The 21,571-nt window shown below is 70.0% G+C and carries 18 protein-coding genes; 13 read left to right on the forward strand and 5 right to left on the reverse strand.

Features of this window, described 5'->3' with window-relative positions:
• Window positions 1-1,333, forward strand: a 1,333-nt coding sequence (locus KY469_14710) for a CocE/NonD family hydrolase (GenBank protein MBW3664348.1), incomplete at its 5' end; no start/stop codon positions are given.
• Here the strand turns inward: KY469_14710 and KY469_14715 are convergent.
• Together KY469_14715 and KY469_14720 are read right to left on the reverse strand one after the other, a co-directional pair.
• Entirely contained in the window at window positions 1,328-1,723 is a 396-nt protein-coding gene (locus KY469_14715; GenBank protein MBW3664349.1) for a type II toxin-antitoxin system VapC family toxin, read from the reverse strand. The two genes, KY469_14710 and KY469_14715, sit on opposite strands and share 6 nt — an antisense overlap.
• On the reverse strand, window positions 1,720-1,968 hold the full coding sequence (locus KY469_14720; protein ID MBW3664350.1) for an antitoxin: 249 nt from the start codon (window positions 1,966-1,968) through the stop codon (window positions 1,720-1,722). Before KY469_14720 ends, KY469_14715 begins: the two co-directional genes overlap by 4 nt.
• Before the next feature lie 113 nt (window positions 1,969-2,081).
• Between KY469_14720 and KY469_14725 the strand changes: the two genes are divergently transcribed.
• The 3 genes from KY469_14725 (at window position 2,082) to KY469_14735 (ending at window position 4,259) form a co-directional block, all read left to right on the forward strand.
• On the forward strand, window positions 2,082-2,303 hold the full coding sequence (locus KY469_14725) for a type II toxin-antitoxin system prevent-host-death family antitoxin (protein MBW3664351.1): 222 nt from the start codon (window positions 2,082-2,084) through the stop codon (window positions 2,301-2,303).
• 26 nt (window positions 2,304-2,329) lie between these two features.
• Complete coding sequence (locus tag KY469_14730) at window positions 2,330-2,728, forward strand: type II toxin-antitoxin system VapC family toxin (GenBank protein ID MBW3664352.1); 399 nt, start codon at window positions 2,330-2,332, stop codon at window positions 2,726-2,728.
• Window positions 2,729-2,846: 118 nt separating this feature from the next.
• Window positions 2,847-4,259 carry a hypothetical protein gene (locus KY469_14735; protein MBW3664353.1) on the forward strand — a complete coding sequence of 471 codons (1,413 nt, stop codon included), beginning with the start codon at window positions 2,847-2,849 and terminating at the stop codon, window positions 4,257-4,259.
• Window positions 4,260-4,272: 13 nt separating this feature from the next.
• Here the strand turns inward: KY469_14735 and KY469_14740 are convergent, their stop codons facing one another.
• Genes KY469_14740 through KY469_14750 form a run of 3 tightly spaced genes read right to left on the reverse strand, consistent with a single transcriptional unit; the run spans window position 4,273 to window position 8,815 of the window.
• A complete protein-coding gene (locus tag KY469_14740; protein ID MBW3664354.1) occupies window positions 4,273-4,980 on the reverse strand; it encodes a response regulator transcription factor in 708 nt (235 codons plus the stop codon).
• A 2-nt stretch (window positions 4,981-4,982) separates the two neighbouring features.
• Window positions 4,983-6,884, reverse strand: a complete 1,902-nt coding sequence (locus KY469_14745; protein ID MBW3664355.1) for a sensor histidine kinase — start codon at window positions 6,882-6,884, stop codon at window positions 4,983-4,985.
• Window positions 6,881-8,815, reverse strand: coding sequence for a hypothetical protein (locus KY469_14750; GenBank protein ID MBW3664356.1), 1,935 nt, complete (start codon window positions 8,813-8,815; stop codon window positions 6,881-6,883). The genes KY469_14745 and KY469_14750 overlap by 4 nt, the downstream gene beginning before the upstream one ends.
• A 432-nt stretch (window positions 8,816-9,247) precedes the next feature.
• Here KY469_14750 and KY469_14755 point away from each other — a divergent pair, with 432 nt between their 5' ends.
• The 9 genes from KY469_14755 to KY469_14795 all read left to right on the forward strand — a co-directional run bounded on the left by KY469_14755 (window position 9,248) and on the right by KY469_14795 (window position 21,570).
• Complete coding sequence (locus tag KY469_14755) at window positions 9,248-11,668, forward strand: AAA family ATPase (protein ID MBW3664357.1); 2,421 nt, start codon at window positions 9,248-9,250, stop codon at window positions 11,666-11,668.
• A gap of 93 nt (window positions 11,669-11,761) precedes the next feature.
• Window positions 11,762-11,965, forward strand: a complete 204-nt coding sequence (locus KY469_14760) for a hypothetical protein (GenBank protein MBW3664358.1) — start codon at window positions 11,762-11,764, stop codon at window positions 11,963-11,965.
• Window positions 11,962-15,510, forward strand: coding sequence for an HYR domain-containing protein (locus KY469_14765; protein ID MBW3664359.1), 3,549 nt, complete (start codon window positions 11,962-11,964; stop codon window positions 15,508-15,510). Before KY469_14760 ends, KY469_14765 begins: the two co-directional genes overlap by 4 nt.
• A 162-nt stretch (window positions 15,511-15,672) precedes the next feature.
• Window positions 15,673-16,356 carry a hypothetical protein gene (locus KY469_14770; GenBank protein MBW3664360.1) on the forward strand — a complete coding sequence of 228 codons (684 nt, stop codon included), beginning with the start codon at window positions 15,673-15,675 and terminating at the stop codon, window positions 16,354-16,356.
• A 1-nt stretch (window position 16,357) separates the two neighbouring features.
• Entirely contained in the window at window positions 16,358-18,679 is a 2,322-nt protein-coding gene (locus tag KY469_14775) for a DUF4040 domain-containing protein (protein ID MBW3664361.1), read from the forward strand.
• Window positions 18,679-19,119, forward strand: coding sequence for a hypothetical protein (locus KY469_14780; protein ID MBW3664362.1), 441 nt, complete (start codon window positions 18,679-18,681; stop codon window positions 19,117-19,119). Before KY469_14775 ends, KY469_14780 begins: the two co-directional genes overlap by 1 nt.
• On the forward strand, window positions 19,116-19,547 hold the full coding sequence (locus KY469_14785; protein MBW3664363.1) for a Na(+)/H(+) antiporter subunit C: 432 nt from the start codon (window positions 19,116-19,118) through the stop codon (window positions 19,545-19,547). The genes KY469_14780 and KY469_14785 overlap by 4 nt, the downstream gene beginning before the upstream one ends.
• Window positions 19,547-21,040 carry a Na+/H+ antiporter subunit D gene (locus KY469_14790; GenBank protein MBW3664364.1) on the forward strand — a complete coding sequence of 498 codons (1,494 nt, stop codon included), beginning with the start codon at window positions 19,547-19,549 and terminating at the stop codon, window positions 21,038-21,040. Before KY469_14785 ends, KY469_14790 begins: the two co-directional genes overlap by 1 nt.
• Window positions 21,037-21,570, forward strand: a complete 534-nt coding sequence (locus tag KY469_14795; GenBank protein ID MBW3664365.1) for a Na+/H+ antiporter subunit E — start codon at window positions 21,037-21,039, stop codon at window positions 21,568-21,570. The genes KY469_14790 and KY469_14795 overlap by 4 nt, the downstream gene beginning before the upstream one ends.
• Window position 21,571 lies beyond the last annotated feature (1 nt).

Genomic DNA, 21,571 nt, shown 5'->3' on the forward strand with positions numbered 1-21,571 from the left:
CGACTCGTCAGACGTGGCCACGGTGATCGAGGCGCTCGCCGACGCGGAGTGGAGCACCGACAGGGTCGGCATGTACGGCCTCAGCTTCCCCGGTTGGAGCCAGATGCTCGCGCTCGCCAGCGACGACGCACCGTCGCTGAAGGCGGTCGTCCCGGTCAGCCCGGTCACCGACCTGTGGAGCCTGTTCACCGAGCAGGGCGCGACGCTGGAGATCCTCGAGTTCCGGCCGCCGCTGTTCACTGCGCAGTTGGTGACCGGCGCTCGATCCGCGCGCGCCAACGAGACCGGTCGGCCGTTCGTGCCCGACACCGAGCCCGGCCACGTCGCCTGCCCCCGCTACAGCGAGGAGATCGAGACGTCCCCGCCGGTGTGGAACGGCGATCGCACCGCTTACTTCCAGGAGCGCGACCTACGCCCGCTGATCGACGGCACCAAGGTGGCGGTGTTCGCGACCGTGGGACTGCGGTGGGACGAGGGTGACCCGACGGGGGAGACCTGGGACCTCATGGTCGATCAGCTCGACGGGGTCTGGGATCTGCTCGGTCCGCACCGTCGCTTCATGCTGGGGCAGTGGGCTCACGGCTTCCCCACCCGCCCCGATTTCGACCAGATGGCGGTGGCGTGGCTCGACCGGTACCTGCGCACCTACGACCGCGACGATCCAGGCGCGATCAAGCCCGGTGTGGTGGAGTACGAGGACGACTCCGGCGTGTGGCACACCGCCAAGCGGTGGCCGCCCCGCGCCACCGACGCGACCCTGTGGCTCAGCGGCGACGACCTCGTCGCCGATCCCGGTGACGTGGAAGCGTCGAGCCGCACCTTCCTCAGCTCCGACCGGGTGCCGTGCGCGGGGGTCTGCATGCGGCCGTTCGCTGGTCGTCTGCCCGGCTGCGTCGGTGACCACCTCGTCTACGTGTCCGAGCCGCTGACCGAGGAGGTCGTGATCGCCGGCCACTACACGGTCGACCTCACCATCGAGAGCGACCTACCCGACGGCACGCTGGCCTCGTTCCTCTACCACACCGACGCGGACGATCCCTGTGCGGTGGCTGACCACACCGAGTCGGGCCAGGCGATCGCCGACCTGCGCCACGTGTTCGTCGACGAGGGCGCGGACTTCCCGGTCAACACCCCGACCGACATCACCCTGACCAGCGTGCCGCTGGCCAGCCGCATCCCCGCGGGCCACCGGCTCGTACTCACGGTCGGCTCGGCCGGGTGGAACACCGTGCCCGACCCCTACCGACCACACCTCACGGTCACCACCGGTCCGGGCACCGTCAGCGCCCTGACTCTGCCGGTCGTCGAGGGCACGTTCGCCACGACCTCATGACAGGCGCTCGACGTCGGGGTAGGCGTCGAAGCCCGCGTCGAAGCTGAGGATGCGACCGATGCCGTGGTCGGCCATGACGCCGAGGTGCAAGGCGTCGCGGGCCGACAGCCCGTAGCGGCCCAGCACGATGCGCTTGGCCTCCTGCACGTGATCCTCCAGGACGGGCAGGACCTCGTCCACCACGCCCAGGATCGCGTCGAACGCGGGCTGGATCGCATCGGGGCGGTCGATGGCGGTGTAGCGGTGCAGGATCTCCTGGAGTACCTCGACGTCGGTGACCAGGCGCTCCCCGGCGTCGATGAGGCGTTCGAGGACCCGCTGCGCACGGGTCTTGGAGGGGTGCTCGGCGCCGACGAGGTACATCGGGATGTTCGAGTCGACCAGGATCATCGCCCCAGGTACCCGGCCTCGATCTCGGTGAGCATCTGGTCGATGTCGGCGGTGGGGAAGTCGTGCCTCGCCGCGGCGCGGATCGCCGCGAGCTTGCGTGCGGCATCGGCCGACGGTCGCTCGCGCCGGGCACGGCGGAGGACCTGGCGGACCCACTCCGACACGGTCACTCCCTCCGCTGCCGCGACCTGGCGGATGGCGTCGAACTCGTGCTCATCGAGCAGTACCTGGAGCCGCTTACTCATAGCATGAGTCTAACGTACTACGGGAGGAGTAGAGAGTCGTTCTGCGCGTGCTGGCGGGGTCCAGGCGCGTCAAGTATCACGCGTGATACGATGGTGTCATGGCTGAGGTGAGCATGCGTGATCTGCGCAACCACGGGGGCGACATCGTGGACCGGGTGCAGCGGGGCGAGCATCTGACCGTCACGCGCTCGGGACGGCCGGTCGCCCAGCTGGTCCCGGTGCGACGGCCCGCACTGAAGGCCACCGTGCTGCTCGACCGGTGGCGTGGACTGCCGGCCGTCGAGCCCGAGGCTCTGCGACGCGATCTCGCCTCGGCAGTCGACGCGAGCCTGTGAGCAACGGTGAGCGCCCGATCCACGGGTTGCTCGACACGAGCACGCTGATCGTGCTGCGCGAACTGGACGACGCTTCGCAGCTACCGGACGAGCCGTTGATCTCCGCGATCACGCTCGCGGAGCTGTCGGTAGGTCCGCTCGTGGCGGCTACTCCCCAGGAGCGCCAAGCACGGCAGGCCCACCTTCAACAGGCCGAAGCCGACTTCGACCCGTTGCCGTTCGACGACGCGGCGGCTCGAGCGTTCGGGCAGGTCGCGGCCTCTCTCCGGCGCGCGGGTCGCAAGACCGCTACACGGGCCTACGACGCGATGATCGCCGCGATCGCCATCGCCAACGGCCTGGCCGTCTACACGTGCAACCCCCACGACTTCGTGGGCATCGACGGACTCGAGGTGGTACCGATCGAGCTTCCATCGCGCGGGTAGCCGACCGGTCCGACCGTCGGTCGTCGTTCCACCAGCATCCTGATCCGTGACGGCTCGGAGCCGGGTGTTCCTCCCCGTGGAACGCCCCGTGCGTCGAGGACCGACCGAGGACGGGAAGATGCGCAGGTTCGTGACCACAGCCGTTGTGCTGCTGCTGGCGGCGACCGCAACGACCGGGTTCGTGACGCCGGACGACTCGACCACCGACGCCTCCGCATCCACGGCGGAGTCGGAGTTCGTCGGGGAGCTCGGCCGGGGTGACGCCCTGTTCTGGGACGGCCCGTACATCGACAGCGTCGGGACGGGCACGCGCGTGGCCGACCCGGTGCTGTGCGACAGCCCGGTCGCCACCTACCTGTCGTGCATCGCCACGGAGCGGTACCCGGCTTCGTCGCAGGTGAGTGCCATCAGTGCCCTCTTCGCAGGGATCGCGGGACCGTTGTGCGGGAGCGAGCATCGCTGCTTCAGCTACGCCTTCGATGTCGTCGCTGGCGGGGAGGAACTGCGGGTCGCGTTCGACCAGCCGTCGCTGCGCGACAAGTTCGGGATGGCGGTCTACGACCCGAACGGTGACCTGGTCGCACTCAGGGGATCGCCGCCCGGCGAGGTGCGCGTCTCCGATCCAGTCGAGGGACGTTGGGTCGTGCGCCTGGAGGCCTTCGATGTGCGTGATAGCGCCTTCCGGATGCGTGCCGCGCTCGATCCCGAGGCGGCTGCCCCGGGCAAGGGCGGGCACGGGCACGGTCGGGATCGCAGCGGGAGAGGGCCTGCGGAGCTGCTGCCGAACCTGCAGGTGGTGCCGCCGTACGAGGTCGGCTTCGCCGCGTGCCAGCCGACCGAGGTCGTCGATTACGACGCCCAGCGTTGCCTGCGGTTCTCCGCCGGGCCGGCCAACGTCGGTGATGGTCCCCTGGACTTGTTCATCGCCGAGGACGGCGAGCTCGCAGGGCAGATGTACCAGCGCGTGCACCGCGACGACGGTGGCCACGACGTCCACGAGGCCGGCGACTTCGAGTGGCATCCACAGCACGTGCACTACCACCACGGTGCCCTGCAGTCCCTCGAGCTGTACCGCGTGACCGACCCACGTCGCGGCGGACTGGAGCTGGCCGGCGTTGGCCCCAAGCTCGGGTTCTGCCTTGCGCCCTACCACATCGCCGAGTGGGACTCGTTCGCCCAGGACCCGCCGTACTCGGTCTACGGTGAGGAAGCCTGCACCTCGTTCGATCCGCCGGTCGCCACGCAGATGGCTCTCGCCCGGGGCTGGGTCGACATCTACCAGTGGTGGGTCGAGGGCAACTTCGTGGAGTTCGGGGACAACCCCGACGGCCTCTACCTCATCCGCGCGCAGTCGGACCCCGATGGTGACGTCCTGGAGACCGACGATGGTGACAACACCGCCTACACCTACATCCGGGTCACCGGCGAGGAGATCGAGGTGCTCGAGCGCGGCATCGGCGACAGCCCCTGGGATCGGCGCAAGACGCTCGTCGACGACACCCGCCGTCCGACACGCTGGACGGACGGGTGACCTCACGGACCGTTCACGCCCCGAGGTAGGCGAGCACGGCCAGGACGCGGCGGTTGTCGTCGGGCACGGGTTCGAGATCCAGCTTGGTGTAGATGCTGCGCACGTACGCCTCGACGCTCTTCGGAGCGACCGAGAGGGCCTCCGCGATGGCGCGGTTCGAGCGTCCCTCGGCGATGAGTTCGAGGACCTGACCTTCGCGGGGCGTCAACCGCTCCAGCGCCGGATGTTCACCCTCGTCTGCGAGGTCATCGGTGGGGTCGGCTCCCCGGAGCACCCCGAGAACGACCCCGGACAGCGTGGGGGGCAGGACGGCTTCACCCCGGTGGATGCGGTCGACCGCGTCGGTGAGCTGGGCCGGGGTCGCGGTCTTGAGCAGGTAGCCGGCGGCGCCGGCTCGGATCGTGGCGATCACCTGTGGAGGATCGTCGGAGGACGACAACGCGAGCACGCGCACGTCGGGATCGAACTCGACGATCGCCCGTGTCGCCTCGACCCCGTCGACGCCAGGGAGCGCGATGTCCATGATCACCACGTCCGGCCGCACGTCCCGGGCCCGCTCGATGGCTTCGGCCCCGTCGTTCGCCTCCGCGACGACCCGTGCGGCCCCGCCGTGCTCGAGCACCTTGCGGAGCGTGTCCCGCCACATCGGGTGATCGTCCACCAGCAGCAGCGTCACGACGTCCGCGTCGCCACGGCCCGACGGGTGCTTCCGCTCGGCCACGGTCACCCCGATGGTGCCGGTGCACGTCCGCGATCGAGCTCGGATGCGAGCGTCGCGGATCCCTGGCCGTCGACCGGCTCGGGAACGGCCGGCAGGGTGACGACGAAGGTCGACCCCTCCTCGGGCTGGCTGGTGAAGGCGATGGTGCCGCCCTGAGCCTCGATGAGTCGCTTCGACAACGCGAGTCCGAGTCCGCTCGACGCCTGGCCCCGCTGTGTGCGTGCCCCCGGCACGCGGTAGAACGGCTCGAAGATGCGCTCGCCCGCATCCTGTGGCATGCCGACGCCCGTGTCGGTCACGGCGATCCGGACCCGATCAGCGTCAGCGGTCACATCGATGGACACCGCGCCACCCGCGGGGGTGTACTTGACCGCGTTGTCGACGAGGTTGAGCAGGACCTCCCGCAGCCGTCGGTCGTCGGCGCGGACAGGAGGCAGCGGGTCGTCGATAGCGAGGGTGAGGGCCAGCTCGCTGGAGCGGGCGAGCGCCTCGATGGTCGGACGCAGATCGTCGATCACGTCGTGGACGTCGATGACCTCGAGGGCGACGTCGATACTGCCAGCCTCGGCTCGGACCAGCTCGAGGATGTCGTTCACGAGCGCGAGGAGCTGTTGCGCGGAACCCTGGATGGTCTCGCCCGTCTCCCCGATCCACTGCGTGTTCTTGCGGAAGCTGGGGTCGAGCATCATCTCCGTCTCCAGCAGGATGGTCGCCAGCGGCGTGCGCAGCTCGTGGCTCAGCGAGGCGAAGATCTCGTTGCGCTCGCGCATCAGCCGCTCGACCTCCTCGGTGCGCTGCTGCACCCGCAGCTCGAGCGTCTCGCGCCCAGCCTCGAGCTCCTCGGCCATCTGGTTGACGCCGCTGGCGAGTTCGCCGAGCTCATCACGGCCGACCACGGGTGCACGGACGGAGAACTCACCGCGCCCGATCGCGCGGCTGGTCTCCAGCAGCTCCTTCACCCGGGACGTGGTCAAGCGCGAGATGAGCGCCCCGAGCACGACGATGCCCACCATCCCCGCCAGGACCAGCAACGCCAGCCGCCACCCCGCTCCGCGGACCGCTGCGAAGGCCGGAGCGGTCGGGACCGCGACCCCGACGGTGCCGATGACCTCTCCGCGGACCTCCCAATCGGCGAAGAGCGTCGCGATCTCGACTCCGCCGACGGTGCTCGTGTGGCGCAGCAACCCCGACGCAGGTCGCTCGGGGACCTCGTTCGGGATACGCGTGCTCGCGGCCGACACGAGCCGACCGTCGGCGCCGTAGAGCGCCACGGTTCGTCCGTCGTCGGCACCGGCGTCCGTCAGCGAGGCCACGATCCGATCCACGTCGATGCCGACGATGGCGACGCCGGTCGGGGCGCAGCCCTGCGGGTCGGAGCACACCGCACCGGCCACGCTCAGGTACGTGCGGTCGTCGACGGTCACCGAGCCCGCGTACTTGGACCCGGTGGGGTCAGCGATCGCGTCACGGACGAGGACGTCGCCGCGCCAGTCCAAGTCCAGTCGCACCGCTTCCGTCCCGCCCTCGCGTGGGGTGAAGGCGAGGAACGTCTGCCCGTCCGGGTCGGCCACGACGAGCAGGTCCAGGTCGCTCTTCAGCGCGATCACCGAACGCAGCAGCCGTGTCGCGTCCTCGGCATCGCGCGCCTCCAGCGCGGTCGCCATGCCGGCGAGGTTGGCCGAGAAGCTGGCCGACTCCACCAGGTACAGCTCCCGATCGCGCAGCAGCGAGCGCGCCTCGAGCGAGTTGCGGGCCAGGGTCTCGTCGAGCTCGGCCTCGGCCCGCTTCACGAGGTCACGCACGACCACGAACGTGCCGAGCGTGCCGAGCACGACGACCAGGCCCAGGAACGGCAGCAGGAACTTGCCGAACAGCGGCAGGTCGCGGAAGCGCAGTCGGTTCATAGGCCTCTCCATCGGTACACGCGGACGCTGCCCTTGAGCGGATAGGGGTTGGTGATCCTGGTCTCGTAGGCGACGAACGACGCTCCCGAGGACAGGGCAGGCGCATCGAGGACGTCGTGGGACATCGCCAGCTCGCCGTCCTCGAACCCGAGCTGACCCGGTCGGCCTCTCAGGTCGACCCTCGTCAGCCGGCCCCGGGAGATATCGAAGATGAACACGTCGTGGGGGTGGCCCCCGTCATCGAGCAGTGGGTAGCCGTCGGTGGGCCAGTTCCGCTCTGGGCCGGGGTCGTCCGGGGTGAGCCCCGCCTGTGAGAGGAAGGCGACGAAGTTGCCATCCGGCGACAACGTCGGGTTCCACGCCACCCAGTGGTCCTGCGTGTCACCCTCGAACGGCAACCTCGGCCTGTCCGCCGGTGGACTCTCGGCCTGGGTGCCGTCGGCCTTCACGCTCACCCGCCGGGTCGTGTCGGTGGCCCGATCACGCAGGAAGATGTCCCACTGCTCGTTGGTGTCGTCCTCGACCAGGTTGGTCGAGTTCGACGAGAACAGGACGTAGCGTCCGTCGTTCGACACGCAGTGGCTGGCGGCTCGGGGTTGGTGGCTGTCGCCGAAGGCCCCCCAGGCGTGCCCATCCCCCTGCTCACCCGAGGAGGACACGCTCACGATCTCGGTGCGTCCGGTCACGCGGTCACGCAGGAACAGGTCGGGTCCGTCGTTGAGGTCACCCGGTACGAGGGTGGACACGCGCGATCGGAACGCCACGTAGCGGCCGTTGGGCGCCATACACGGCACCGCAGAGACGGTGGTGCGGAACTCCACGCGCTCTTGGTTGTCGCTGCGCACGTCCTCACGCGGGGGCGGCTCTCCGGTCCACGTCACGGACACCCGCTCGGTGGTGCCGGCCAGACGGTCGCGGACGAACACATCCACGCTCTGGGGGGTGTCGCCTTCGACGAGATCGTCGGCGGCCGACTCGAACAGCACGTACCGGCCGTCGTGGGAGATCGACGCGATCTCGGCCGCCACGCTGCCGAGCACGTCGGGGACGTCCTGGCGCGCTGGGTAGCCGAGCTGCTCCGGGTAGTCCTGGGGCGGCCGACGGATCGGTCCACCGTGGATCGACACCGAGACCAGATCGGTCCGGCCCGCGACCAGGTCGCGCACGAAGATGTCGGTGACATCGTTGGTGTCCCCGACCACCACGTTCGACGCGGCAGTCGAGAACACGACGACCCGCCCGTCGCCCGAGAGCATGTAGTTGTGCACCGGCGCGTTCGCGAGCTCGCCTGACTGCCCGATCGACGCGATCGTCGTCTCGCCGGTGCGAAGGTCGTACACCACGACCTGGTCGCACGGACCGGGATCGGGTGGTGGGCTGCTCAGGTTCCCGCGGCTGATCCAGTACAACGCCGAGACGGCCGTCAGCCCGGGTGGCTGCGCCGCACACGGCGTGGGATCCATGCCCGCGATGCGTGTGTCGGTCGAGGCGAAGGCCACCTGCCCGCCATCCGCGGAGATGCTCGCTCCCTGGCTGCGCCAGGGCTCGACCGCCCGCAGATCGTCGGGGGTCCGCTCGGGGGTCAGGGTGCGTTGGCCACCGACCGGCAGTTCCTCCAGCGGGTCCGGATCGACCCCGGGTGGGGACGTGGCTGAGGGTCGCGCGACCGTGCCTGGAGCGAGGCTGCCGTCTGGCGTCGACGACGCCACCGCCGCGGGATCGGGGCCGAGGATCTGACGCAGGTAGTCCTCGCTCAGGGTGTCGAACCCGGTGGCGAAGCGGCTGCTGTAGTCCGCGTCTGCGGCGGGAGGCAGGTCCGGCAGGACCCGCTGCGATGGGACCTGGAGTCCCATCACGAGCGCGACGACGACCGGGATGATCGCCCCGGGCGTGACCGCGGCGACGACCGCGTTGCGGGGTCCACGCCTCACGGTGGTTCCCCCTTCCCGCATCGCTCGGTCGCGGGCTCTCCGCCAGGATGTTGGCACCTGGGCGTCTCGCTGTCACCAGTGACAGCCCTGAACCGCTTCCCGTCGTGTCAGGGTTCTCCCTACGGGGTCGTGACTCCTGCCTCGGGCTCGCCGCGGCGGCACGTTCCTGCGATACGGCGGTCGATGTACCGCTGTGCTCGGCCCCGGTGGACCGGCTGAGACGACGGCGTGATGGCGCCACGGTTTCAGGCTGGTCGTGCCGTCAGCCGCGATCGCTGGTGGCGCCACCGGGTGCCGGGATCTCTCCCGGCCGTTCGGTCGAAGGGGTCGGCGGCGAGGTCGCCCCGCTGAACCTACGGTGACGCCGACGTCACACGCGGAGAAACGGCCCGGAGCAGCAAGCTGGATACCGCAACAGGCAGGCTGCGTGACGTGCTGGACTCGCTGGAACGACGGCTCTTCGTGGGACGCGAAAGCGAGCTGGCCACGTTCCGGGGCGCTCTCACGGGCTCCCCGCCGCCACTACTGCTGGTCCTCGGCAGCGGAGGATCAGGCAAGAGCACCCTCCTGCGGGCCTTCGCGCGGTTGGCCCGGGAGGAGGACCGTACGGTCGTCGAGATCGATGGCGGCTCCATCGCTCCGAGTCCGGATGCGCTGCTGCGTGCGCTAGGCGGCACCCACATCCAGGACACCGTCGAGGGGCTCAACCGTGCTCGCACGGTGTTGCTCATCGACGACTTCGTCTCCTTGCGACCAGTGTCACGCTTCCTCTTCGACATGCTGCTCCCGGAGCTCGAGCCGGGTTGTCGCGTCGTCATCGCCAGCCGCCTCGAGTTGCCTCCCGACCCTTGGGTGCGTCTCTGGCGCCCGATCATCCGCACGCTGCGCCTGGCTCCTTTCACACCTGCTGAGATGAACGAGTACCTCACGCGCCGGGGCATCGACGGAGCCGGGTTCGTGGATAGCGTTGCCGCGGCCACCGGTGGCCTACCTCTCGCTGTTGCCTTGGCGGCCGATCTCGCGGAGGAGATGGGAACCCACGACCTCGCCACCGTCGGTGGCTGGAACGTCGCCGTCCGCACGAGCGCCGAGCGACTCCTGCGTGATGTCGACGATCCGGATCTCCGCGAGCTGCTCGAAGCCGCCACGGTGGTGCATACCTTCGACGAGCCGCTCCTGCGCACGATGACGGACCACGACGTCGCCGCACCACTCGCACGCCTCGCACACCTGTCGATCGTCGCCCCGGTTCCAGGCGGGCTCCGACTCCACGAGCACGTCCGGGCCGTGCTGGCGCAGGATCTCCGGTGGCGCGATCCTGATCGCCACACGATCTACCGCGTGCGTGCTGCGAGTCACCTGGCGGAGAGGATGCGCGACGCGACCGGGGACGACCTGGCGTGGCTCGTCGAACAACGGCTGTACCTGTGGCAGAACGCCCTGGTGAAGACGCTCCTGTTCGACGAAGCGGACGTCGCCGTGGCCAACCTCACCCCGTTGCGAGTCGAGGACCGCGACGGGGTCCTCGACTTCTGGCGCCGGTTCGTTCCGCGCTCAGACGAGGAGGCCACACCCGGCGATGAGCTCGCGATCGAGGTCCTCGCTCGTCTCGTCGACCACCCCGGCGAGGAGATCATGGTCGCCCGTGACCGTGACGGCCGCATCGTCGCCGTTGCCGTTCTCGCGCGGGTGGCATCCGACTCGCTCGACGCGCTGCCAGCAGACGTGGTCGGGCTCGCTGAGACGTGGCTCGGACCCAGCCTGCCCGAACGATGTAGCACCAGCGACGTGTACTACGTCGGACCGATCGTGGCGGACCCGCGTGACGCCCTCACGACGACGCCTGCGCTCCGACGCCACGTGCTCTCGGTCTTGACCCGTGGCGGGCGGTTCCTGACGGTGACACGCCGACCTATGATCGCGTCACTCCTCGAACTGCTCGGGTTCCACCCACACGACACAGCTCTTGCTGACCACGAAGGCAGACGATCGTTCGTCCTTCGGTTGGCACCCCACGAGGTCGTCGACTGGGTCGAAGCGGTCATCTCCCGGATCCCGGTGTCCACCACCACGCCACGGCAAGGCCCTCTGTCGGAGGTCGCATCCGGACCGGAACTGGCCGAGCCAGCTGTCAGCGGCGAGGTAACGGTCCGTGTCCTCGGCGGGCTTCAGGTCCGGCGGGGGGACGCTGACGTCACCCCCCCGGCCGGCGTCCCGGCTCAAGCCGTGAAGATCCTCGCGGTCTCGGGCGGACAGCTGCACGTCGAGCAGCTCGCCGAGAGGCTCTGGCCCGACGTTGACGCCGATCGAGGCCGTCGGCGGATGCGTAACGTGGTGGCGCGCGTCCGTGAGTCCTGCGGAGACATCGTGGTGCGGGACGGCGACGTGATCTCGTTCCGGGAACACGTCGTCATCGATCTGGTGGAGATCGAGCGTGACGTCAGAGCGGCGCTCGCAGCGGCAGCAGGCAGCCGGCCGCCGGAAGCCCGGACGCTGGCCCAACGCGCCGTGGACCGCTACGCCGGTGAGCTACTCCCCGCGGATCCCTACGATGCGTGGACGGTCGCGCCCCGCGAGCGGGCGCGCCGTTGGCTCGTGATAGCCCTCGATCTCCTCGCGGATGCTGCGCGGGACGAGGGTCGGATCGACGACGCCGTCGCGTTGCTGGAGGAGGGCATCGAGGCCGACCCCTACGACGAGACCCGGTACGTGCGAGCCGTGAGGGTTCTGCTCGCTGCGGGACGTCACGCGCGTGCCGCGACCGTACTCGCCCGTGCGCGGCGACACCTCGCAGAGCTCGGACTCGAGCCGTCGGCGGAGCTGGCCAGCCTCGAGCTCAGGCTCCGGGACTAGACCGGAGCGGCCAGACGGTTACGCCCCGGTGAGGGACACCGTGGGGACGACCATGGGACCGGGCCGGGACGCGTGTCTCGTAGCGTCGGGCCCATGACCATCTCCTTCGTCCTCCGCCTGGTTCCCGACGCGCTCGCCGACGGGTCCATCGTGGGCGAGCTCGAAGCCATCGAAACGGGTACGCGCACGGCCATCCGTGACGCGAACGGCCTCATCTCCGCTCTGTTCGACGTGTCCGTCCGAGCAGGAACCGGCGCAACAGCCGGCAACCACGATCCAGAAGGACTCCGCCCATGAACGCCGTTCCTGTGTCCGCCCGCGCCTGGTCGCTTCGACGGATGGCCGCACTCTTGGCCGTGGTCGTGCTCACCTCCCTGCTCGTGCCCGGCACTGCCAGCGCGAGTTCGTTGGAGCAGCTCGACCAGGAGGCATCGCCCAGCTCCAACGGCTGGTACACCGTGATCGACCCCAGCTACAACCAAGCGGTGTTCCAGACCTTCACGGCCGGGACGACCGGTTCGCTCACGCGCGCCGACGCCTACCTGCTCGGGGACGCTGGGGCCGGGGACGTGACGGTCGAGATCATCGAGCTCGACGCGCACGGCCTTCCGACGGGCACCGTGATCGGGTCCGGGAGCGCACCCGCCACACTGTCGGCGTGGAGTCCTGGGTGGGCGGAGGTGGCGTTGAACCAGCCTGCCCCGGTGATCGCAGGCACCACCTACGCGGTGGGCGTGTCCGGACCCGGCTACCGCTGGATGTACGCCAACAGCTACGCGGGCGGGAACGGCATCGTCCGGGACCAGTACGGCACCTGGATGCAGCAGTCGAGCGCCGACTACGCCTTCCGGACCTACGTCACGCCACCGAGTCTGATCAACGGCAGCTTCGAGGATGGTCTGAACGCTTGGGTCGTCGCGAACGGCACGGTGGCGAACGCCACCAGCTACGCCAGCCTGGGCCCGGTCGATGGCGCATCGTTCGCCGTCCTGCACGCCGGCGCCGTGAACGTCTACACGACCCTCAGCCAAGAGGTGTGGGTCCCCGCCGGCGCGACGCTGTGCGGCTCGGCTTTCTTCAAGGCCAACGACTACCTGCCGTACAACGACGACGGCGCGGTCGTCACCATCGAGGGTGGGAGTTCGACCACGACCTTGTTCTCCGCGTCCGTGTCCACGGTCGGTGACTACGGCGCGACGCCGTGGACCCCGTTCGGCTTCAGCTTCCCCGCGAGCGGCAGCTACACGATCGAGGCGCGGGTGCGCAACGTCAGCGACAGCGGCTTCTCGAGCGCGCTGGGGATCGATCACCTCCGCATCTCCACCGGCAGCTGCAACGCGCCTCACGTGAGCGTGACCGGCGTCGCCCACGGCGCGACCTACGAGTTCGGTACCGTCCCGGTTGCGCAGTGCCAGATCTCCGACGTCGAGGACGGCACGCTGTCGGAGCTCGCGGCGCTTTCCCCGATCACCGGCCCCAACGCCGCCAGCGGGCTGGGAGCCCAGACCGCGTCGTGCTCGTACACCGACAGTGACGGGCTGAGCGCGAGCGCCAGCGTCACCTACACGATCTCCGACACCGCCGCGCCCGACGTCAGCGTGCCCCCCGACGTCGTGGCCGAGGCGACCGGTCCGGACGGTGCCGTCGTCACCTACCCGCCCGCGACCGCACTGGACGCGGTCGAGGGTGCGATCACCCCCTCCTGTGCGCCGGCCGCAGGCCAGCTGTTCACGCTCGGGACGACCACGGTCACGTGCACCGCGACCGACGCCTCCGGCAACACCGGGACGGGATCGTTCACCGTCACGGTGCTCGATACGGCAGGGCCGGTGCTCGACCTGCCCGCCGGGATGGTCGTCGAGGCGACGTCCGCCAGCGGCGCGATGGTGACCTTCGACGTCGCCGATGCCACAGATGTCGTCGACGGCGCGGTCGCCACCGTGTGCAACCCCGGGCCCGGGAGCCAGCTCCCCCTCGGGACCACCCAGATCGGATGCACCGCGACCGACGCCAGCGGCAACATCTCCACGGGCTCATTCGCGATCACGGTGCAGGACTCCACCGCCCCGGTCGTGGCTGTGCCGGCCAACCTCATCATCGAGGCGACAGGACCCACCGGCGCCACCACGACGTGGTCAGGCGTGTCGGCCGACGACGCCGTGGACGGCAGCCTTCCCGTCGTGTGCGATCCGGCGAGCGGCTCGACGTTCCCTCTGGGGATGCACGCCGTCTCGTGTTCGGCGGTCGACGCCGCAGGCAACGAGGGCAGCAACAGCTTCTGGATCGAGGTCCAGGACACGACCGCCCCCGTGCTCGAACCGCCCATCGACCTCACCGTCGAGGCCACCTCCTCGCTCGGCGCCAACGTCGCGTTCGACGCACCTACCGCCACCGACCAGGTGGATGGCACCGTGACGCCGCTCTGCGACTGGACGAGCGGTGAGACGTTCTCTCTGGGCACCACCACGGTGACGTGCTCCGCCACGGACGCGGCAGGCAACAGCGCCAGCGTGAGCTTCCAGGTCACGGTGCACGACACCACGGCACCGGAGTTCGACGCCCCGTCGGACGTGGTCACCGAGGCCGCCTCCGCCGGCGGCGCGACCGTGGCGTACCCGGGCAGCTCGGCGACGGACCTCGTCGACGGGACCGTCGCCGTCGTCTGTGACCCCGGATCAGGAGCGACCTACCCGCTGGGTACGACCACGGTGACGTGCTCCGCCGCCGACGCAGCCGGCAACCTCGCGACCCGTTCGTTCACCGTCACGGTGCAGGACACCACGCCGCCGCAGGTGCTGGTACCGGCCAACATCGTGGCAGCAGCGATCGACGCATCGGGTGCCCCCGTGTCGTACACGGGTGCGAGCGCGACCGACACCGTGTCCGGTGTCGTCCCCGTGTCGTGCACCCCGGAGGCGGGAGCCACCTTCCCGCTCGGGACCACGACCGTGGTGTGCTCGTCCACAGATGGAGCTGGCAACGCGGGATCGGCGAGCTTCACGGTGACGGTGCAGGACGAGACCGCCCCCGTGGTGACGGTCCCGGCGGATGTCGTGACCGAGGCGACCGGACCCGATGGCGCGACGGTGACCTACGACCCAGCCACGGCGGAGGACAACGTCGACGGCCAGCTCAGCGCGACGTGCGATCCCGCGTCGGGAACCGTCTACCCGCTCGGGGACACCGCGGTCGGGTGCACCGCGACGGACGCCGCCGGCAACACCGGCATGGGCGGCTTCACGGTCACCGTCCGCGACACCACCGCACCAGAGGTCACCGTGTCTGGCAACCTCACGGTCACCGCGACGTCATCGGCCGGCGCCACGGTCAGCTACGACAGCGCTGCGGCCCTCGACCTCGTCGACGGCGTCCTGACACCGGCCTGCACCAGCGCATCCGGCACGACCTTCCCGCTCGGGGTCACGACCGTGACGTGCTCGGCCACGGATGCTGCCGGCAACACCGGCAGCAAGAGCTTCACGGTCACGGTGGCCTACAGCTGGTCGGGGGTGCTGTCACCCCTGTCGACCGACACCACACCGGTGTTCCGGCTCGGCCGCGTCGTGCCGGTCAAGTTCGAGCTCACCGGCGCGAGCGCCGGCATCACGGACGCGACCGCCAAGCTGCTGGTCACCAAGATCGGCGACAGCACGACAGCAGACGAGGAGGCGGCGGTCTCGGTTTCCAGCGCCGACGCGGGCAACACCTTCCGCTACGACCCGATCGAGGAGCAGTACGTGTTCAACCTCAGCACCAAGCAGCTCAACGAGGGCACGTGGCGGCTGCGGATCGACCTCGGTGACGGGACGACGAACAGCGTGCTGATCTCGTTGCGGGGATAGCTCAAGCGAGCATCGCAGGTACGCGCCGTACGACCGCTCGCGCGGGCGACGGCCCCGGTGGGGCGTCTGACGACGCCCCGCCGGCGAGCCGCTAGCCTGGGTCGCGGCGAGCCGGGAAGCCTGGTCGGCACAGGTAGATGAACGCCGACCGGAACGGACGACGTGACGCCCGTTGCTACCCGCGACCTCCCCGAGCACCTCTCCGCCACCGTGGACGGGGCGCTGGGAGGGGCCGCGAACCTCGCGGTCGTGAGCACGCCGCTCCAGGCTGCGATCTTCGGCCTCGGGTGGGTGGTGTGCGGCCTCGCCGCTGCTCTGGTCCTGCGTCGGAGAGGGCACGACCTGCGTTCCGTCGTCGGTCTCGCCGTCGTGCTCGGTCCGCTGTTCATCCCGTTGGCGGTCGACCTCGCGCGTCGTGAGGCGGGGACCCATCCCATACAGATCGTGCCTTCAGCCGATCGCGAGGGACCGCAGGCCATCGTCGTCCTGCTCGGCGACGCGGAGGATGTCGTGCCTGCCCGCCCGGTCCTGGAGTCGATCGAGGGCCTGGGCAGCGTCTGCCTCGTCGCGTCGGTCGACTACGAGTCGGCGCAGCGCGCGTCCTGGGACGATGCCAAGGTGAACGCGGAGGGCCGTCTGCGCCGCGCGGCGGAGCTGCTCGATGAGTTCGAGCCGGGAAGCGTCCTCGTGGCGGGGCCACCCGAGCATGGCCTGCACGACCTCGTCTCCGGCAGCCAGGACGTGATCGTCCTCACGGGCGCCAGCGACCGCATCCCCGTGGATCGCATCAGCGCGAGCACCAAGCTCCCGGTGGTGGTGGTTCCCTCCGCCGCGGACAGCGTCTGAGGTGGGGCTCGCCCTCGTTCTGGTCATCCACGCCCTGCTGGCACTCGTCACCGGGCTCGTGGGCCGTCGGCTCGGACGCAACGTGCTCGTGCTGGGTGCGCTGGCTCCGGCCGCGGCGGTCGTCTACCTCATCGCCCGGACGCCTTCGGTCATCGAGGGTGAGGTCATCGAGGCCTCGGTGCCGTGGGTCCCCGACCTGGGACTCATGCTCGACCTGCGTCTCGACGGGTTCGGGCTGCTGTTCTGGTGGCTGATCGCTGGCATCGGCGTGCTCGTCTTCCTGTACGGGGCGCGGTACTTCGACCAGCGTGACGACCTCGGCCGCTTCACCGCGATGCTCGTGCTGTTCGCCGGGTCGATGCTGCTGCTGACGTCGGCGGACAACATCCTGCTCCTCTTCGTCGGCTGGGAGCTGACGTCGGTCACGTCCTACCTGCTGATCGGCTTCGAGGACGACCGCGCGCCCGCCAGAGCCGCCGCACTCCAAGCGCTGCTCGTGACGGGCCTCGGCGGTCTCGTCCTGCTGGCGGGGCTGGTGTTCCTGGGACTCGCGGGTGAGACGTACTCGCTCGCGGCGCTGCTGGAGTCCCCGCCGACGGGCGGCACCGCCACCGCTGGCCTCGTCCTCGTCCTCATCGGCGCGATGACCAAGTCGGCGCAGGCACCGTTCCACTTCTGGCTGCCCGGGGCGATGGCGGCACCGACGCCGGTCTCCGCCTACCTGCACTCCGCCACGATGGTGAAGGCGGGCATCTACCTGGTGGCCCGGGTCGGCCCCGCCTTCGCGCCCGTCGCGGACTGGTGGACGCCGACGCTGTTGACCGTCGGGGCGGTGTCGATGCTGGTCGGCGGGTACCGGGCGCTCAAGTCCACGGACCTCAAGGAGCTGCTGGCGTACGGAACCGTGTCGCAGCTAGGCCTCATCTTCCTCCTCGTCGGCGCCGGCGATCACGAGCTGCTCCACGCCGGTGTCGCTGTTCTCCTGGCGCACGCGCTGTTCAAGGCCGCCCTGTTCCTCTGCGCCGGTGTGGTGGACCACCAGGCCCACACCCGGGACCTGCGTCGCCTCGACGGCATCGGCCGCAAGCTCCCCGTCACCGCGACGGCTCTGGTCGTGGCGACCGCGTCGATGGCTGGGGTCCCGCCGCTGCTCGGCTTCGTGGCTAAGGAGGCAGCGCTCGACTCGAGCCTGCACGCGGCGCTCGGGCGGGGCGCGGTGGTGGTCGCGATCGTGGCCGGGGCCGTGCTCACGGCGGCCTACGGACTGCGGCTGATCTGGGGTGCGCTGGCGGGCAAGTCGGACGACGTGCTCGTCGACGATCCCGTCACGGCCGACGAGGTCCAACGCCCGCGGCTGACCCTCGAGCTGCCCGCGGTCGTCCTCGTGGTCGCCAGCGTCGTGTTCGGCGTGTGGGTCGCCCCGGCGGACGCTCTGGTCGAGGCGGCGTCGGCGTCGCTCGACGAAGCTGCCGCTGGTCTCCACCTCGCGCTGTGGCACGGGTTCGGCGCCCCGCTCGCGCTCTCGGTCACCGCGCTCGCGGTCGGCACCCTCGCGTTCCTGCGTCCGCGGTGGGTGGACCGGACCACCCGTCTCACCGGACGCTCTCCCGACACCACCGACGTGTACCGCCGCTCGCTGTTCGGACTCAACCGCCTCGCCGACCGGGTGACCGCGTTCGTGCAGCCCGGGTCGTTGCCGGTCTACCTCGGCATGGTCCTCGGCACCGCCGTGCTGTTGCCCGGTCACCTGCTCGTCCGCAGTGCGGCAGGTCCCGGATCGCTGACGTTCGCACGCTCCGGGCTGCAGGTCGCCGTCGGAGCGCTCGTGATCGGGGCGGCCATCGGCACCGCGCTCGTACGCCACCGGCTGTCGGCGGTTCTGCTGCTCGGGGCGGTCGGCTACGGCGTCGCGGTGCTGTTCGTCATCCAGGGCGCGCCCGACCTCGCACTGACCCAGCTCCTGGTCGAGACGCTCGCCCTCGGCATCTTCGTGCTCGTGCTCCGACGGCTCCCCGAGCGTTTCGAGCAGTCCTCGTGGCGACTCGGACGCGGGCTTCGCATCCTCGTCTCGGTCTCCGTGGGCGTGTTCGTGGCGATCTTCGCCGTCATCGCAGCCTCGGCCCGTCGCTTCGACACCTCCGCTGCCGACTACCTCGCGCGTGCCAAGCCCGAAGGTGGCGGCAGCAACGTCGTCAACGTGATCCTGACCGACTTCCGGGCCCTCGACACCGTCGGCGAGATCACCGTCGTCGTGGTCGCGGTCATCGGCGTCGCGTCGCTGGTGCGCGCGCACCTGCGTCGTGATGAAGCGGAGGAGCGCTGATGCCGCGCTCGTCGCTGATCCTCGACACGGTCCTCGACGTCATCTTCCGCACGGCACTGCTGTTCTCGGTGTTCCTGCTGTTCGCCGGCCACAACGCTCCCGGCGGGGGCTTCGTCGGCGGCCTCGTGGCCGGCGCCGCTCTCGTGCTCCGCTACGTCGCCGAAGGCACAGACGGGGTCGACCGCATCCTGCCACTGCCCTCGTCGCGACTTCTCGGGGCGGGTCTCCTCCTGGCGGTGCTCACCGGAGCGGGCGGTTGGATCTGGGACGACGCGTTCCTCGCCAGCACCGAACTCGAGCTGCACGTGCCGGTCCTGGGGACCCTGAAGGCGACCACGGCGCTGCCCTTCGACATCGGGGTCTACACGGTCGTGATCGGCCTGGTCCTCGTGGTGCTACGGACCCTGGGCCGGGAAGGCGACGCGGAGGACGCAACGTGATCCTCCTCCTCGCGCTGACGGTCGGGGTGCTGTACGCCGTGGGTGCCTACCTCGTGCTCCAGCGGAGCCTGTCGCGCATCGTCATCGGACTCGCCGTTCTCGGTCACGGCGCCAACCTGCTGCTGCTCTCCGCCGGAGGGGACCCCGGCGCTCCACCGTTCGCCGGCGCACATCCGGCGACGACCTCCGACCCGCTCCCACAGGCCCTCGCGCTCACTGCCATCGTCATCACCTTCGCGGTCAGCGCGTTCCTGCTCGCGCTCGCCTACCGCAGCTGGCTCCAGAGACGCGACGACGAGGTCGAGGACGACATCGAGGACCGTCGCATCGCCGAGATGCGGCGACGGCTCGATGCATCGCGGGTGGAGGACGCGGGCCACGACGAGGACGAGGTCGCCGTCGATTACCGCACCGGTGCCGAGCCCTGATGGCCGATCTCGTGCTCCCGGCGCTGATCGCGCTGCCACTGGCAGGCGCGGCGCTCTCGTTGATGCTGAGCCGCCACCTGCGCGTGCAGCGGATCCTCGGCGTGGCCGTCCTCACGGCGCTCCTGGCGCTCTCCGGCCTGGTCCTCGCGGAAGTGGGGGACGGCTCGGTCATCGGCGCCAAGATCGGCGGGTGGGATGCGAGCGTCGGCATCGTGCTCGCTGCTGACTCGCTCTCCGCGCTCATGCTCGTGGTCTCGGCGCTGATGCTGCTGGTGGTGCTCGTCTACGCCATCGGCAGTCCCCGCACCGGCGAGGCGGGCTTCTTCCACCCCGTCTACCTGACCCTCGCGGCCGGTGTGTGCGCTTCCTTCCTGACCGCCGACCTGTTCAACCTCTTCGTCGCGTTCGAGGTCATGCTCGCGTCCAGCTACGTGCTGATCACCCTCGGCGGGACGCGGCGACAGGTGCGGCACGGCATGACCTACGTCGTGATGAGCCTGCTCGCCTCGACCCTGTTCGTGACCACGGTCGCGCTGCTGTACGCCGCCACCGGGACGGTCAACCTCGCCGAGCTGGCGGGACGCCTCGACGCGATCGATCCCCAGCTCCGCGGCGCCCTCGGGCTGCTGCTTCTCGTGGTGTTCGGGGTGAAGGCCGCCATCTTCCCTCTGTTCTCGTGGCTGCCGGACGCGTACCCGACGGCGCCCTCGCCCGTCACGGCGCTCTTCGCGGGCCTGCTCACCAAGGTCGGGGTCTACGCCATCATCCGGACCCAGACTCTGCTGTTCCCCACCGACGGCGACGCTTCCGTGGTCCTGCTCCTGCTGGGCGGGCTCACGATGACGGTCGGCGTCCTCGGGGCGATCGCACAGAACGACGTCAAGCGCATCCTGAGCTTCCACATCATCAGCCAGATCGGCTACATGATCTTCGGCCTGGGGTTGTTCTCCCTCGCCGGGATCGCGGGCGCGGTCCTCTACGTGGTGCACCACATCATCGTCAAGACGACCCTCTTCCTCGTCGCCGGCGTCGTGGAACAGGCCAAGGGCACGGCGCAGCTCCGCCGGTTGGGCGGGATGCTCCACTCCGCCCCGGTCGTCGCGGTCATGTTCCTGCTGCCTGCACTGAGCCTGGCCGGGATCCCGCCTCTGTCGGGGTTCGTGGCGAAGCTGTCGCTCATCGAGGCCGGGCTGGCGATCGGCCAGTGGGAGATCGTGACGGTCTCGCTCGCCGTGGGTCTGCTGACGCTGTTCTCGATGGTGAAGATCTGGAACGGCGTCTTCTGGGGTGCCCCCGACGAGCCGGCTCCCGCCGAAGAGGCCAGTGACGTTGCCGTGCGCGTTCCCCGCACGATGTCGCTCGCGACCGGTGTCCTGGTCGCCACGTCGCTGGTGTTCGTCCTCGCCGCCGCCCCGATCCTGCAGATCAGCGAGAACGCGGCGGTCGTGCTGCTCGACCGGGCGCCCTACGTCGAGGCGGTGTTGGGACCGTGACGGAGCGGCGCGTACCGAAGCGGCTGGTGATCACGCTGGTGTGGTCGGTCGTCGTGTGGACCGCGCTCTGGGGCGAGGTGTCCGTCGCCAACGCGCTCGGCGGACTCGTCGTCGGAGCGCTGACGCTCTGGCTGGTGCCGGTGCGGTGGCAGCCCGAGCGGGTCCGGATCCGACCGATGGCCGCGTTGCGGTTCCTGGGCTTCTTCGCGTGGGGACTGCTGCGTGCGTCCGCGGTCGTCGCCTGGGAGGTGGTCACGCCCAGCAACCGCATCCACCAGGCGATCGTAGAGGTGCCGGTCCACACGACCACGCCCGGGGTCGTGACGCTGATCGCCAACGCCATCTCGCTCATCCCTGGCACGCTCACGCTGGAGGTGCGGCGCGACCCTCCGACGCTGTACGTCCACGTGCTGCACCTGCAGACGATCGAGGAGACCCGCGCCGAACTGGGCGACCTCGTCGACCGCGCGGTGAACGCGTTCCCCGATGCCGAACCGGCGTCCGACGACGAGGTGGAGGCACCATCGTGAC

It is taken from the genome of Actinomycetota bacterium, from assembly GCA_019347575.1.
Classification (GTDB): domain Bacteria; phylum Actinomycetota; class Nitriliruptoria; order Nitriliruptorales; family Nitriliruptoraceae; genus JAHWKY01.

Excerpts from the sequence above, each read along its gene's own strand:
- KY469_14715 (MBW3664349.1), bottom strand. The coding sequence starts at position 1,723 with ATGATCCTGGTCGACTCGAACATCCCGATGTACCTCGTCGGCGCCGAG.
- KY469_14720 (MBW3664350.1), bottom strand. The coding sequence starts at position 1,968 with ATGAGTAAGCGGCTCCAGGTACTGCTCGATGAGCACGAGTTCGACGCC.
- KY469_14725 (MBW3664351.1), top strand. The coding sequence starts at position 2,082 with ATGCGTGATCTGCGCAACCACGGGGGCGACATCGTGGACCGGGTGCAG.
- KY469_14735 (MBW3664353.1), top strand. The coding sequence starts at position 2,847 with ATGCGCAGGTTCGTGACCACAGCCGTTGTGCTGCTGCTGGCGGCGACC.
- KY469_14745 (MBW3664355.1), bottom strand. The coding sequence starts at position 6,884 with ATGAACCGACTGCGCTTCCGCGACCTGCCGCTGTTCGGCAAGTTCCTG.
- KY469_14760 (MBW3664358.1), top strand. The coding sequence starts at position 11,762 with ATGACCATCTCCTTCGTCCTCCGCCTGGTTCCCGACGCGCTCGCCGAC.
- KY469_14765 (MBW3664359.1), top strand. The coding sequence starts at position 11,962 with ATGAACGCCGTTCCTGTGTCCGCCCGCGCCTGGTCGCTTCGACGGATG.
- KY469_14780 (MBW3664362.1), top strand. The coding sequence starts at position 18,679 with ATGCCGCGCTCGTCGCTGATCCTCGACACGGTCCTCGACGTCATCTTC.
- KY469_14790 (MBW3664364.1), top strand. The coding sequence starts at position 19,547 with ATGGCCGATCTCGTGCTCCCGGCGCTGATCGCGCTGCCACTGGCAGGC.